Source organism: Ruegeria sp. CDSB013 (assembly GCF_059611165.1).
Map to the genome: position 1 here is coordinate 35,998 of NZ_JBXWPA010000007.1, position 14,088 is coordinate 50,085.

Consider the following 14,088-nt stretch of genomic DNA (forward strand, 5'->3'; position numbering starts at 1 on the left):
GAAACAAAATTGCGCAGAGCATGCTGTGAAAGCGCCAATTCGGAAAGTTAGCTAGGGAGCCCGCGATGGCCGAGATTGAACGCGAAGCGATGGAATACGACGTGGTGATCGTGGGCGCAGGCCCCGCGGGCCTGTCGGCGGCCATCCGTCTGAAACAGCTGGATGCCGACCTGAACGTCGTGGTTCTGGAAAAGGGCTCGGAAGTGGGCGCGCATATCCTGTCGGGCGCGGTTCTAGACCCTTGCGGGCTGGACGCACTGATCCCGGACTGGAAAGAAAAAGGCGCGCCGCTGAACGTGCCGGTGCATGAAGACAACTTCTACATGCTGGGCGAGGCGGGCAAGATTCGCATTCCTAACTTCCCAATGCCGCCGCTGATGAACAACCACGGCAACTACATTGTTTCGATGGGCAATGTCTGCCGCTGGATGGCTGAACAGGCGGAAGAGCTGGGCGTGGAAATCTTCCCCGGCATGGCGTGTTCGGAACTGGTTTATGGCGACAATGGCGAAGTCAAAGGCGTCGTCGCCGGTGTCTTCGGTCTGGAGCCTGATGGATCATACGGACCACAGACCGAGCCGGGCATGGAGCTGCATGGCAAATACGTTTTCCTGTCGGAAGGTGTGCGCGGTTCGCTGTCCAAGGAAGTGATCGCCAAGTATGATCTCTCTGCTGGCAAAGAAGTGCAGAAATACGGCGTGGGCATGAAAGAGATCTGGGAGATCGACCCGGCCAAGCACAAAGAAGGCTCGGTCACGCACACCATGGGTTGGCCGCTGGGCAGCAACGCGGGCGGCGGGTCATTCATCTACCACCTTGAAAACAATCAGGTCTACGTCGGTTTCGTGGTTCACCTGAACTACAAGAACCCGCATCTGTATCCGTACATGGAATTTCAGCGCTTCAAGCATCACCCGATGGTGGCCGAGCTGCTGAAAGGCGGCAAGCGCGTCGCTTACGGTGCTCGTGCGATCACCGAGGGTGGTTATCAGTCTATGCCCAAGCTGGTTGCGCCGGGCGTGGCTCTGTTGGGCTGTTCCGCAGGCATGGTCAACGTGCCGCGCATTAAGGGCAACCACAACGCGATGTTGTCGGGCAAAGCGGCGGCTGAAGCGGCGTTTGACGCCATCAAGGCCGAGCGTTCGGGTGATGAACTGACCGCCTATGAAACCGAAGTGCGCGAAGGTGCAATCGGCGCAGACCTGAAGAAGGTGCGCAACGTCAAGCCGCTGTGGTCGAAATACGGCCTGACCGCCAGCCTGATGCTGGGCGGCATGGACATGTGGACCAACACGCTGGGCTTTTCGTTGCTGGGCACGCTGGGTCACGGCAAGAACGATGCTGAATCGACCGAAGAGGCCAGCAAGCACAAGCCCATCGATTATCCAAAGCCCGATGGAAAGCTGTCCTTTGATCGCCTGACTAACGTGTCCTTTGCGATGACCAACCATGAGGAAAGCCAGCCTTGCCACCTGAAGTTGGCCGATCCGGAAATCCCGGTCAAAGTAAACATGCCCAAATACGATGAACCGGCGCAGCGCTATTGCCCGGCAGGCGTGTACGAGATGGTCGAGGATGAAGATGGCGCGCGATTCGTCATCAATTTCCAGAACTGCGTTCACTGCAAAACCTGCGATATCAAGGACCCCAGCCAGAACATCACCTGGACCACGCCGCAGGGCGGGGATGGACCGAACTATCCCAACATGTAAGCGAAAACATGGGCAATGGCGGGGTCGTGAAGGCTCTGCCATTGCCTCTTTCCGGTCAAAGCCCTAGCTTGTTGTCCAGTCAACGATAGCAAGGCAGGATTTTGGTGGCTTCCCTCGTTCGTCGCGCGGCATTTGCCGCGCTGTTAACCTCGTCATTTGCATTCCCGGCGCTGTCGGATTCTGGCTCTGGGTCGTATCTGGCCGGGCGTCAGGCGATATATCAAAGCGACTATATTTCTGCCGAGAAATATTATGCGCAGGCCCTGCGCGCCGACCCTGAAAATGGCAAGCTTCTGGAAAACGTTGTCGTAGCGCGTCTTGCATTGGGTGAGATTGAGCGCGCGCTGCCGGTTGCGCAGTCAATTGAGGCGCTCGAACTGCCAAGTCAGGCGGCAAAGATGGTCATCATGGCCAACCTGGTTGACGACGGAAAGCTGGATGAGCTGCTTGCTCGTGATCCTGAAACCCAAGGCGTTGGGCCATTAGTAGATGGCTTGGTTCTGGGTTGGGTCTATGTGGCGCAAGGTGCCATGACCAAAGCGATGGAAAAGTTCGACGAAGTCGGCACCCAGGAGGGGCTTCTGGAATTCGCGCTTTATCACAAGGCGTTGGCGCTGGCGTCGATTGGTGACTTCGAAGGGGCCGAAGAGATTTTTGCGGCAAACAACGGCGCGGTGTCGCGGTTCTCGCGCCGGGCGGCCTTGGCCCGGACCGAAGTATTGTCGCAGCTGGACCGCAACGAAGACGCCCTGCAATATCTGAAAGACGTTTTCGCGGCGGGCAGCGACCCATCCATTGAAGGTTACGTGGCGCGTTTGAAGGCGGGTGAAACGTTGCCGTTTACACACATACAGTCGGCGCAGGACGGTATGGCCGAGGTGTTCTTTTCTGTCGGTGCCGCGCTCAGCAGTGAGGCGTCACAGGACTATGTGCTTCTCTATGCCCGGATTGCCGCTTTTCTGCGCCCGGACCACGTGGACGCAATCCTTCTAAGTGCCGAATTGCTGGATGCGTTGGAACAATATGACCTGGCCGTCGAAGCCTATCGTATGGTGCCGTCCACGAGCAGCGATTACCACGCGGCCGAGTTGGGCCGGGCCGAAGTTCTGAGCCGTTCGGGAAAAACGGATGCAGCCGCCGAAGTTCTGCAGAACCTCGCGGCGCAAAGCCCCAGCCTGCCCAGTGTGCATGTAGCCCTGGCTGATCTGCAACGGCGGCAAGAAAACTATGTCGATGCCGTTGGGACCTATGACACTGCCATCGAACTGACCGAGCAGGGTGTCAGCGGCAACTGGTTTCTATATTACGCCCGCGGTATTTCGCATGAGCGTCTCAAGCACTGGGAAGCGGCTGAGGCCGATTTCCGTCGCGCGCTGGAACTGAACCCCGATCAGCCACAGGTTCTGAACTATTTGGGCTACTCGCTGGTCGAGCGGCAGGAAAAGCTGGACGAAGCACTGAACATGATCGAACGCGCTGTCGCGGCGCGCCCCGACAGCGGCTATATTGTCGACAGTCTGGGGTGGGTTTTGTTCCGATTGGGCCGCTACGACGAAGCGGTCTCACATATGGAGCGTGCGGTCGAGCTGATGCCGGTTGATCCTGTGGTGAATGATCATCTGGGTGATGTCTATTGGGCCGTGGGCCGCGCGCGCGAAGCTGAATTTCAGTGGAAGCGCGCGTTGTCCTTTGTTGATCCCGACGACACGGACGGTGAGGCCGACCCCGAGCGCATTCGTCGCAAGATTGAGGTGGGCTTGGACGCGGTCTTGGCCGAAGAAGGCGCCGACCCCCTGAAAGTCGCCAATGGCAACTAAGGCCTTCGCGCCCGCCAAGATCAACCTGACCCTGCATGTAACTGGCCGCCGTGACGGCGGGTATCACCTGTTGGATTCTCTAGTGGCTTTTGCGAATGTCGGTGACACGTTGGAATTCACGCCGGGGCCAGAGCTGTCGATGTCAGTCGCCGGTGAACACGCCAAGGGCGTCCCGGCGGACGACAGAAATCTGGTCTGGAAAGCTGCCGTCGCCGCTGGATGGACAGGGCATATCAACCTAAACAAAGTGCTGCCCCATGGCGGCGGCATTGGCGGAGGATCGTCCGATGCCGCGGCGACACTGCGCATGATCGCAGATCAGGGTGTGGCTATCCCCAGCGAAACTGCCCTGACCCTTGGTGCGGATGTGCCGGTTTGCATGGTTGCCAGCGCCACCCGGATGCGGGGCATCGGCGAGCGGTTGCAGCCGGTCTCATTGCCGCAATTGCCAGCGCTCTTGGTCAATCCTGGTGTCGAAGTCCCAACCGGCGCCGTATTCTCTGCCTTGCAGAACCGCGACAACCCGCCAATGCCCGATGATATCCCCGTCTTTGAAACGCCCAAGGCATGCGCGGATTGGGTGCAGGAACAACGCAATGACTTGGAGCCACCGACTAAGAGTCTTGCACCCGAGGTTGCCCGGGTGCTGGATGATCTGTCGGATACGAAAGATGTTCTACTGGCTCGGATGTCAGGTTCGGGTTCGACCTGTTTTGCGCTCTACCCGACGATGAAAGCCGCCCATTTCGCAGCCTACGAGATTGGCGCGGCGCACCCCGATTGGTGGTGCCGCGCCACGCAGCTTAATTGAGGCGCGAAACCACGTAGTCAGCCAGATCGCGCAGCAATGACCGGATCTTGTGATCCGGCAGCGCATCCAGCGCGGTCTTGGCTTTGGTGGCCCACCCAAATGCATCCGACCGTGTGGCGTCCAGCGTGCCGTATTTGTTCATCAGGCTCAGCGCATGGTCCAGATCGCCGTCTTCCTGACGGCCTCGACCAATTGTACGCTCCCAAAAGGCGTGCTCTTCCGGGGTGGCCTGTGCGATAGCCTTGATGACGGGCAAGGTCAGTTTGCGCTCGCGGAAGTCGTCGCCGACATTCTTTCCGGTCGCCTTGCTGTCGCCCTGATAGTCCAGCAGGTCATCGGCAATTTGGAACGCAATTCCCAGCGCATCTCCGTATTCGTATAGCGCCTTTACCTGATCCTCAGCCGCGCCAGCAATCACGCCGCCCACCTCGGTTGCGGCGGAAAACAGCGCGGCGGTCTTGCCGCGCACGACCTGCAAATAGATTGCCTCGGTAGTGCCCAGATCGGTCGCAGCGGTCATCTGCAACACTTCGCCCTCGGCGATGGTGGCAGAGGCATTGGCCAGAATGTCCAGCACCCGCAGCGATCCGGTCTCAACCATCAGTTGGAAACTGCGGGAGAACAGGTAGTCGCCGACCAGAACACTGGATTTGTTGTCCCACAACAGGTTCGCCGTGGGGCGGCCACGCCGCTGGGCGCTTTCATCAACGACATCGTCGTGTAACAGGGTCGCGGTATGGATGAATTCAACCGTCGCGGCCAGACGCACGTGATGATCACCCGGGTAGTCAAACATCCGGGCCGCCGCCAGCGTCAGCATTGGACGCAGACGCTTACCGCCTGCTTCAACCAGATGCGCTGTCACTTCGGGGATGCGCGGTGCGTGCTCCGAGGCCATGCGCGTACGGATCAACTGGTTTACGGCGTCCATTTCGCCGTCCAGAATCTCTGCCAGTCGCTCATGCGGTTTCGAGATTGTGTCGATGTTCATCACTCTCCTGATACAAGGCTCGACTTCCGCCTTGCCTTGCCCTTACATCCATCCCCATGAAAGAACTTTTGCGCAGCACCGATCCGACGATTCTGGCCTTTGCTTCCGCCCTTCTTGAGGGCGAGGATATAGACTGCTTTCAGATGGACGTAAATATGAGCATCCTCGAAGGAGGCATAGGAATCTTTCCGCGCCGCCTGATGGTGCGAGCCGACGACCTGACCCGCGCAGAACGAGTAATGCGTGACAACGAAATCCCGCTGGGCAGATGAACCTGTTTTCCGATAGTGAATTGACCAAAAATGACTTTCTGGGCGGGCGTGTGCGTTTGTGTCAGCCACGCGCAGGGTATCGTGCAGGTGTTGACCCGGTTCTGCTGGCAGCGGCGGTCCCGGCGACACGTGGTCACACTGTGCTGGAATTGGGCTGCGGCGCGGGTGCCGCGATCCTGTGCCTGCTGGCCCGTGTGCCGGGTCTGCAGGCCGTTGGGGTCGAGTTACAGGCAAGCTATGCAGAATTGGCACGCCGAAACGCCGCGGAAAATGACGCGCCACTAGAGGTAGTCGAGGCCGATATCAGTGCATTGCCAGCTACGCTCAAACAGCGGCAATTCGATCATGTACTCGCAAACCCGCCTTATTACCGTGCTGGCGCGCATAGCCCGGCCGATGACACCGGGCGTAGTATTGCGTTGGGCGAGCAAACGCCTTTGGAGACATGGATTGACTGCGCGGCCAAGCGCCTCGCGCCTCGTGGGTACTTGCATATGATCCAGAAAGCCAACCGTCTTCCCGACATATTGATGGCATGCGAAGGGCGGTTGGGATCGGCGGAAATCCTGCCACTGGCCGCCAGAGCCGGTCGCAAGGCAGAATTGGTAATTTTACGGGCCAGAAAGGGTGGGCGCGCCGATTTTCAGCTGCGTGCGCCAGTCGTATTACACGATGGGGATCGGCACGAACGTGATGGGGAAAGCTATACGCCACAGGTCTCAGACGCCCTGCGCAAAGGGGCCTCGCTGCCGGGGTTTTCTGATCAATAGGCATTAACCAGCCGAATTTGTCGGATTTATTACAGATTCTGTGCGTCTGCGGCGTGACAGGCTGGAAACGATGTGGTCAACTTCTTACGTGAACCTGAGACACCAACGAAGGAGTATCGCCATGAGCGTGAGCGCACATCTGACCGAACTGAAGAAAAAGCACGAAACTCTCGGTCTTGAAGTTGAACAAGCCCAACGCTCGCCAGGCATCGATGATCTCCATATTGCTCAACTCAAAAAACAAAAACTAAGGCTAAAAGAAGAGATCGAACGCCTGTCAGCCTAGGTTTTCATACTCGCCCGCGCGGCAATGGCCGCGCCGCCAGTAATCAAAAGGGCCGCGATCGCCAGACCCCAGGTCGGGGCGGCGATCCCGGCCACAACCAAAGCTAGCGTAGACAACAAGGGTGCCGCGTACGACGCCGTCCCCAAGAGTTGTATGTCGCCTTGCTTGACCCCAACATCCCAGACATAGAACGCCAACCCCACCGGCCCCAGACCTAGGGCGATCACTGACGCCCAGCCAAATGCACTGTCAGGCCAGACGGTATCTTCGACAGCTAGGTGCAGCGCGGCGGACGCGATGGCAGTCGCAATGCAGAAAACGGCGACAGAGCTGGTTGGTGTATCGCCCAGCCGACGCGACAGGACCGAGTATCCAGACCATGTCAGCGCGCATAACAAGGCCAACGCGTAGCCTGGCAGGTGGTCGGTCTGAAACCCGGTGCTGCCACCCCCGGCGATGATCACGGCGGCCCCTGCGAACCCAAGGCACGCGCCGAACAAATGTCCGATGCGCAGGTGTTCGCCTGGTAAAAGTCCGGAAAACAGCACAATGAGCAATGGCCAGAGATATGCGATCAGACCAGCCTCGGCCGCCGGAGCCATGCGCAGGGCCGAGAAATATAGTGCGTGATAGCCGAACAACCCGACCGTGCCGAACAGATAGGTGGTCCACGGCACGTCACGCAACTGCTGTAGCCCACCGCTGCGCCAGGTCCAGATCAGGCCAAGTGTTCCACCAATAGAAAAGCATATTGCATTCAGCAATAATGGCGGCGTGGGGGATGACCCGACTGTGAACAAGGCGAGCAGCGACCACAGCAAGACGGCGGCAAACCCGATGGCTGTAGCGCGCGATTTGGTCATGGGCTTTGAACTTCTTCTACCGGAATAATGTTGAATTCGTCCGAGATATGCGCGGTCTTTTCAATTTCGGCCATGAACCAGTCGCGGAAAGCGGCGATCTGGGGTCTGTCTTCTGCACCTGGCAAGCACAGAAACCGAAACCGGCCTTGTGTTTCGATAGCCGTCTTGAACGGAGCAACAAGACGCCCCTCGGTAAGGTCCTTCAAGATCATAGCCCGGCGACCCAGTACCACGCCCACGCCCGCAACCGCAGCATCAATTGCGTGGTCTGCGTTCGAAAAATGCGCCCCATGCGTTGGGGCATAATCCACTCCGACCGCGCGAAACCAGGTCGGCCAATCGCTGGGCGGTTGCAGGAACGCAATCGAATCGTCGAAGATCAATGGTGCGTCCCGCAGGCTGTCGGGGGTGGGGAATTGCTCGGCCAGATCTGGTGTCATCACCGGGGTCAGCCATTCCTTGCGAACTTGTAGGGAATACAGCCCTTCATCGCCACCGTAACCAAACCGAATGGCGACATCCACGTCATCACGTTCAAGGTCCATGATCCGCAATGTTGCCGAGAACTTGAGATCAATTTCGGGATGCGCCCTTGCAAATTCATACAGGCGCGGTGCCAGCCACTTGGCTGTCAGCGCCGGGCCTGCTGTCACGGTCAGCGAGGTATCGTTGCCCTGTCGGCGCGCAGCTTGCCACGCCGTCTGCAATGCGGCGAATCCATCGGCCGCGCCGGGGGCAAGGGCGCGTCCGGCCTCGGTCAGCTCAACCGCGCGGTTCAAGCGGTGAAACAAGGGCCGGCCCAGATGTTCCTCCAGCGATTTGATCTGGAAAGACAGGGCTGCCGGGGTCACGCGCAACTCCTCTGCGGCTTTGGCAAAGGACATGTGGCGTGCTGCGGCGTCAAAGGCACGCAGGGCAGTTAGCGGGGGAAGGTAGTCGCTCATAGATACACAAGAATATCTTAACTGAAACCCAAAGAAAGCTCGTTTGCCGTCTTGATTGATAAGGCGCATATTGGGTTCAAGTCAAACGCAGCTGAACTGAAAGGAAGACTGCCATGATCGAAATGACGACCAACCCCGCAGCTGCCCGCGCCTTTCAGCGGGCCCATGCTGAACGTGGCAAGATGATCAAACACGCCCTTATGTGGCTATTCGGTTCCCGCTGAGCGCAGCGCGCGCGTTCTTACGGGATAAATAAGGGCCGGTCCGAAATGGACCGGCCCGTTGTCTTTTCTACGCTTCAGATCAGACGAAGAATTGCGCACCGTTGGCCGAGATGGTCGAGCCATTGATGAACTGAGAATCGTCGGATGCCAGGAACGCCACGCAGCGCGCGATTTCTTCGGGCTCACCCAGGCGACCTGCTGGGATCTGGCCGATAATGGATTCGCGGACTTTTTCGGGAACAGCCATCACCATCTCGGTTGCGATATAGCCGGGGCAGATCGCGTTGGCGGTAATGCCTGCACGCGCGCCTTCTTGCGCCAGCGATTTCACGATACCCAGATCGCCTGCTTTAGTCGCGGCATAGTTCACCTGAGCGAACTGACCCTTCTGACCATTGATCGAGCTGATGACGATGACACGACCGAACTTACGCTCGCGCATGCCGTTCCAGACGGGGTGCACGGTGTTGAACACGCCGGTCAGGTTGGTGTCGATGACCTGGTGCCACTGTTCCGGGGTCATTTTGTGAAACGGTGCATCGCGGGTGATGCCCGCGTTGGCGACCACGATGTCGATAGGGCCGACTTCAGATTCGACTTTTTCAATTCCGGCTTTGGATTCGTCGTAATCAGCGACGTTCCACTTGTAGGTGGAGATGCCGGTCTCTTCGGTGAACTTCGCGGCGGCTTCGTCGTTCCCCGCATAGGTGGCTGCAACATTGTACCCTTCGGCCTTGAGCGCCTTGGAAATTGCTGCGCCGATGCCGCGGGAGCCGCCGGTAACGAGTGCTGTACGTGCCATTTAGGAATCCTCCAATTTAAGTCGTCTTGGTAATGCTGTTACTTTGAGAGGTGATCGTGCGCAATATTGTTTCGTCATGATTCTCTAAATTCCGCGTGGCAATATCGTCGCATCTTTGGGTTAAGGGCCCAATGTAACAAAAAAGGGCGCCCAATAGACGCCCTTTTTTATTTGGTTATCAACGCAATTAGTCGCGCTCCACGCACAGGGCGACGCCCATGCCGCCACCGATACACAGGGTCGCCAGACCCTTTTTCGCGTCGCGACGCTTCATTTCGAAGAGCAGCGTGTTCAGAACACGGCAGCCCGAAGCGCCGATCGGGTGACCGATGGCAATGGCGCCGCCGTTCACGTTCACGATTGACGGATCCCAGCCCATGTCCTTGTTCACGGCGCAGGCCTGTGCGGCAAACGCTTCGTTCGCCTCGACCAGATCCAGATCTTCAACGGACCAGCCCGCTTTTTCCAGCGCTTTGCGCGAAGCGTAGATCGGGCCTACGCCCATGATCGACGGGTCCAGACCGGCGGTTGCATAGGATGCGATACGGCCCAGTGGCTCGATCCCGCGCTTTTCAGCATTCTCGGCGGACATCAGCAGGGTCGCCGCCGCGCCGTCATTCAGGCCGGATGCGTTTGCGGCCGTGACCGAACCGTCCTTTGCGAAGGCCGGACGCAGCTTTGCCATCGCTTCCATGGTGGCGCCATGACGGATGTATTCGTCAGCGTCCATCACGATGTCGCCCTTGCGGGTCTTGATGGTGAAGGGCGTGATCTCGTCGGCGAACTTGCCAGCCTTTTGCGCGGCTTCAGCTTTGTTCTGCGAGGCGACGGCGAATTCGTCCTGCATGTCACGGCTGATCTGCCATTTCTCGGCGACGTTTTCAGCGGTCTGGCCCATGTGATAGCCATTGAACGCATCCCACAGACCATCGCGGATCATCGTATCGATGTATTTCATGTCGCCCATTTTTTGACCGGCCCGCAGAGCGGCGGCGTGGGGCGAGAGAGTCATGTTTTCCTGACCACCTGCAGCAACGATATCAGCGTCGCCCAGTTGGATGTGCTGTGCGCCCAAAGCAACGGCCCGCAGACCCGAGCCGCAAACCTGGTTGAGGCCCCAGGCCGCACTTTCTTGTGGCAGACCGGCATTGATATGCGCCTGACGGGCGGGGTTCTGACCCTGAGCTGCCGTCAGAACCTGTCCCAGAATGGTTTCGCTGACTTCGCCCTTTTCCACGCCTGCGCGTTCGACTACGGCCTCCAGTACGGCGGCCCCAAGATCATGCGCGGGTGTGTTTGCAAACGAGCCGCCAAAGCTGCCCACTCCGGTGCGCGCGGCGGATGCGATTACTACGTTGGTCATTTAGACAATCCTTTACCGTCAAGGTCCTGCGGGATATTCGACGGCGCGGATCGCACAGAGACAACTCTGTGGCAGTAAGAGCGCCTCATGTTCCCCGCTCCAACTCCACATGGCATAGCGCAACGCTGCAGTTGCAGCAACGGTCAGCTTGCCTCAGGTCGGGCGTGGACCGGATAAATCACTCTAACTGGCTGTATGTTTGCGCTTTTCCGCCTTCCACGGGGCGGAAACGGTAGGGGCGCCAAACAGGAACCCCTGCAGGCAGTCGACGCCGTTGGCAATTAGGAATTCGGCATCCTTCTGTGTTTCGACTGATTCGGCGGTCACCAGAATCTCGAATTCTCGCGCCACGGCGATCAGGGCCCGTACCAAAGCCTGATTGTCCCGATTTTCGCCGATTCCGTGGATGAACTGGCCGTCGATCTTGGCAGCATCAAAGAAAAACTCGCGAAAATTGCGAAAGCTGAAATTGCTGGCCCCAAAGTCGTCAAGCGCAAAGGCGATGCCGCGCGGCTGCAGCCGGTCCATGAAATCGATCACCAGCTCAGGCACCGTCATAGCCGAGCTTTCTGAGATTTCCAAAATCAGCCTTTCGCCGATATTGGCATCTTTCTTCAAAAACCGCTCCAGCACACGTGACCATCGCGCGTAACCGATCGAACGGGCTGACATGTTGATGGACAGGCGAATGTCGGGGTTTTTGGTCAGCGTCCGCAATCCCATTTCAAGCGCGACACAGTCCAGCTCGCGCCCGATTGGAGTGTTTTCCAGTTGTGGCATGAACTCGCGCGCGGGGATGACCCGACCGGTTTCGTCCAGCACTCTGATGAAGCCTTCGTAGAAGGCCACGTCATGCGGCCTGTTCGCCTGCATCACCGGTTGAAAGGCCAGTTTGCACTGTTTGTGCTTCACCGCTTCGGTCGCCATTTCAATCGTCGAGGCATCGCGGGATTTGACAGCCGCGTTCAAGGGGCTGTCCCCACCTTCGGGCAAATCTGCCAGTACCTTCTTCCGCATGTGCAACCCGTTTCCTTTAGCGCCGTCGGTCCGATGACGATTTCAGAGGAAAGGTATGAATCTGCGGTTAAGACAAACGCAATTGATGGAGGTCAGGCTTGGGTCAGCGTGTCGTTTCCCAGATACGTCCCAGCGCGGCAAAGCCACCGACCAGCGCACCCATGAAGCCCAAAAGCATCATGCCAAAGCCCAACGCGACGATTCCCGTCGCACCGCCAGCCAGCGCGGTCAACATTGCGAGCACCACTCCGGTAAGACCCATAACGGTGGAAAGGGTTGTCAATCTGGTCATGTTGCCTCCGGTTACTCGCACTGCACACATCGATTGGATATGGGACGCGAGGGCCGGATTTCAAGAAACGGGTCGATTGGGTCGGCGGTATCAGGCCTGTCTTGCTTGCGTATTAGGCTGTTTGGTGTCGAATTGTTCGAATCCGGGCGTTCCACGATCTTCCGGGTGGCGGTCCAGATGCTTGGCCTTGATCTGTTCGGAATTGTCCCGGCTGCCATCATGGCTGTAGCCCGGCGGTGCAAAGCAATAAGCCAGTCGCTGACGAATTGTCAGGCCCGGTTGTGTCGCGTCGCGCCAAATTCCAACCCATTCGTGAAAGGCCACGCGCAGCGGGTTGAAGGTGCCGATATTGTGCACCAGCCCATAGTCGACGCGGTCATCTTCCTGTTCGGGGACAAATGTTCCGAACATCTTGTCCCAGATGATGAAAACGCCAGCATAGTTGCAATCCAGATAACGCGCGTTGCGACCGTGATGGGCGCGGTGGTGGCTGGGCGTGTTCATCACCGCCTCAAACCAGCGGGGCATCTTGCCGATGGCTTCGGTATGAATCCAGAACTGGTAGATCAGGTTCAGACCACCGACGAACAGTACCATCGCCGGATGGAAACCCAGTAGGATCAAAGGCGCGCGAACTACCATCATGAAGGTAAACGTATAGGTCCATGTCTGACGCAGGGCGGTGGTCAGGTTGTAGTGTTGCGAGCTGTGGTGGTTCACGTGGCTGGCCCAGACCCAGCGAATGCGGTGACCAAAGCGGTGCACCCAGTAATAGCGGAAATCATCCAGCACAAAGCACAGAAGGATAACGGGGATAGAGGTGCCCAGGTTCAGCGGCGTGATCTGCCACAGCCACATGAAGAATGCATAGGCGATGAACCCCAACAGAAAGCCGGATGCGATGTTGCCAGCCCCCATGATCAGCGATGTGACAGCGTCCCGCGTCTCATAGCGGCCACCGCGTCCTTTGACGGCGATCCACAGAAACTCGGCCAGAATGGCAGCTATGAAAAAGGGGACGGCCCACTGCACGGCGTCCGGGAAAGTCACGTGGTCGGTCATGCGGGCTCCATCAGGTGCTGCCAGTGGCGGCGTTCGCGTTCGTCAAGGTGGATTATGGCCTTGGGCGTTCCGAAGTCGTGGAATTGAACCTCGAACCCTTGCGGGTGATCCAGCAGATCAAAGTCCAGCAGATGCCGGGCCACGGTGTCTGCACCGAAAGACCAAAGCAGACCATTTCCTGTTTCGGTTCGGATTAGGGCCGCGTGCCCGTCATGTGCAACGGTGACATCGATGATCGAATCATCCGGCGCATGACGCAGCCATTCTGACCACGCCAATTCGGGCGATAGCACGCGCAATCGGGATCTGCCTGTCAGGTGCAGCAACAGGGTTATCCCGGCGATGCCTCCGACCACCAGAACCAATAGAATTTCAAGCGGCATTCCGTCCTCCTGCGCGGCAGAGTGCAAAGCGGCAGGCAGGCTGTCAAAGGTGGCGTCGCGTCAGCTATGTTCCAGACTGTCCAGAACCTCATACTGGACAACTCGCTGGACAAACGGCACCAACCCGTCCGGGCCCGAGGCGCGATCCTTTAGGTGAATACAGATATCGGGCCTGCGCGCCGCAATGATGCCCACCATCTCGCCGCGTATCCTGTCATCAAGACCGGCACCCATGATCGCGCAGGCGATGCGCGGCTCTTCGTCCAGCTGCCGTTTGACTTCTTCCTGATCATGCGCGCCAAGCCATTGGATCGGAAGGTGATCCAATTGACGCGCAACATCACCGATCACGTTGGGCAATTTTCCAATCAACAGAACTACCGGTTTCATCGTCGTCTCCCCTTCCTTCAGGTTGCAAACGAAAACCGGCCCATCTGGGCCGGTTTCAGCATAACACAAAACGTTCAGGAAGGCCTGAT

The 14,088-nt window shown here is 58.3% G+C and carries 16 protein-coding genes; 6 read left to right on the plus strand and 10 right to left on the minus strand.

Going from position 1 to position 14,088, the window contains the following annotated elements:
- Nucleotides 1-65: 65 nt before the first annotated feature.
- The 3 genes from AC2FJF_RS13115 to AC2FJF_RS13125 all read left to right on the plus strand — a co-directional run bounded on the left by AC2FJF_RS13115 (nt 66) and on the right by AC2FJF_RS13125 (nt 4,340).
- The gene (locus AC2FJF_RS13115; RefSeq protein WP_496725799.1) at nt 66-1,712 is read left to right on the plus strand and encodes an electron transfer flavoprotein-ubiquinone oxidoreductase; all 1,647 of its coding nucleotides are present in this window, start codon (nt 66-68) and stop codon (nt 1,710-1,712) included.
- A gap of 104 nt (nt 1,713-1,816) precedes the next feature.
- Nucleotides 1,817-3,529 carry a tetratricopeptide repeat protein gene (locus AC2FJF_RS13120; RefSeq protein WP_496725800.1) on the plus strand — a complete coding sequence of 571 codons (1,713 nt, stop codon included), beginning with the start codon at nt 1,817-1,819 and terminating at the stop codon, nt 3,527-3,529.
- Nucleotides 3,519-4,340: a 4-(cytidine 5'-diphospho)-2-C-methyl-D-erythritol kinase gene (locus AC2FJF_RS13125; RefSeq protein WP_496725801.1), complete on the plus strand. Its 822-nt coding sequence runs from the start codon at nt 3,519-3,521 to the stop codon at nt 4,338-4,340. Before AC2FJF_RS13120 ends, AC2FJF_RS13125 begins: the two co-directional genes overlap by 11 nt.
- Here the strand turns inward: AC2FJF_RS13125 and AC2FJF_RS13130 are convergent.
- Nucleotides 4,333-5,331, minus strand: coding sequence for a polyprenyl synthetase family protein (locus tag AC2FJF_RS13130; RefSeq protein ID WP_496725802.1), 999 nt, complete (start codon nt 5,329-5,331; stop codon nt 4,333-4,335). The two genes, AC2FJF_RS13125 and AC2FJF_RS13130, sit on opposite strands and share 8 nt — an antisense overlap.
- Before the next feature lie 56 nt (nt 5,332-5,387).
- Between AC2FJF_RS13130 and AC2FJF_RS13135 the strand changes: the two genes are divergently transcribed.
- The 3 genes from AC2FJF_RS13135 (at nt 5,388) to AC2FJF_RS13145 (ending at nt 6,659) form a co-directional block, all read left to right on the plus strand.
- Nucleotides 5,388-5,603 carry a putative signal transducing protein gene (locus AC2FJF_RS13135; protein WP_037316655.1) on the plus strand — a complete coding sequence of 72 codons (216 nt, stop codon included), beginning with the start codon at nt 5,388-5,390 and terminating at the stop codon, nt 5,601-5,603.
- Entirely contained in the window at nt 5,600-6,373 is a 774-nt protein-coding gene (locus AC2FJF_RS13140; protein ID WP_496725803.1) for a tRNA1(Val) (adenine(37)-N6)-methyltransferase, read from the plus strand. The genes AC2FJF_RS13135 and AC2FJF_RS13140 overlap by 4 nt, the downstream gene beginning before the upstream one ends.
- Nucleotides 6,374-6,494: 121 nt before the next feature.
- Nucleotides 6,495-6,659: a YdcH family protein gene (locus AC2FJF_RS13145; RefSeq protein ID WP_082637184.1), complete on the plus strand. Its 165-nt coding sequence runs from the start codon at nt 6,495-6,497 to the stop codon at nt 6,657-6,659.
- Here the strand turns inward: AC2FJF_RS13145 and yddG are convergent.
- From yddG to AC2FJF_RS13190, 9 genes are all read right to left on the minus strand, one after another.
- Entirely contained in the window at nt 6,656-7,522 is an 867-nt protein-coding gene (gene yddG / locus AC2FJF_RS13150; RefSeq protein WP_496725804.1) for an aromatic amino acid exporter YddG, read from the minus strand. The genes AC2FJF_RS13145 and yddG overlap by 4 nt on opposite strands.
- A complete protein-coding gene (locus tag AC2FJF_RS13155; protein ID WP_496725805.1) occupies nt 7,519-8,466 on the minus strand; it encodes a transcriptional regulator GcvA in 948 nt (315 codons plus the stop codon). The genes yddG and AC2FJF_RS13155 overlap by 4 nt, the downstream gene beginning before the upstream one ends.
- A 303-nt stretch (nt 8,467-8,769) precedes the next feature.
- Nucleotides 8,770-9,492 (minus strand): acetoacetyl-CoA reductase, encoded by a 723-nt coding sequence (phbB, locus tag AC2FJF_RS13160; RefSeq protein WP_496725806.1) that lies wholly within the window; start codon nt 9,490-9,492, stop codon nt 8,770-8,772.
- Nucleotides 9,493-9,679: 187 nt separating this feature from the next.
- Nucleotides 9,680-10,855 carry an acetyl-CoA C-acetyltransferase gene (locus AC2FJF_RS13165; RefSeq protein WP_496725807.1) on the minus strand — a complete coding sequence of 392 codons (1,176 nt, stop codon included), beginning with the start codon at nt 10,853-10,855 and terminating at the stop codon, nt 9,680-9,682.
- A gap of 183 nt (nt 10,856-11,038) precedes the next feature.
- Nucleotides 11,039-11,872: an EAL domain-containing protein gene (locus AC2FJF_RS13170; protein WP_496725808.1), complete on the minus strand. Its 834-nt coding sequence runs from the start codon at nt 11,870-11,872 to the stop codon at nt 11,039-11,041.
- A 103-nt stretch (nt 11,873-11,975) separates the two neighbouring features.
- A complete protein-coding gene (locus AC2FJF_RS13175) occupies nt 11,976-12,164 on the minus strand; it encodes a hypothetical protein (protein WP_113792041.1) in 189 nt (62 codons plus the stop codon).
- A gap of 90 nt (nt 12,165-12,254) precedes the next feature.
- The gene (locus AC2FJF_RS13180; protein WP_496725809.1) at nt 12,255-13,226 is read right to left on the minus strand and encodes a sterol desaturase family protein; all 972 of its coding nucleotides are present in this window, start codon (nt 13,224-13,226) and stop codon (nt 12,255-12,257) included.
- Nucleotides 13,223-13,609 (minus strand): hypothetical protein, encoded by a 387-nt coding sequence (locus tag AC2FJF_RS13185; RefSeq protein ID WP_472722833.1) that lies wholly within the window; start codon nt 13,607-13,609, stop codon nt 13,223-13,225. Before AC2FJF_RS13185 ends, AC2FJF_RS13180 begins: the two co-directional genes overlap by 4 nt.
- A gap of 60 nt (nt 13,610-13,669) precedes the next feature.
- Nucleotides 13,670-13,999, minus strand: coding sequence for a hypothetical protein (locus tag AC2FJF_RS13190; protein ID WP_058278908.1), 330 nt, complete (start codon nt 13,997-13,999; stop codon nt 13,670-13,672).
- Nucleotides 14,000-14,088 lie beyond the last annotated feature (89 nt).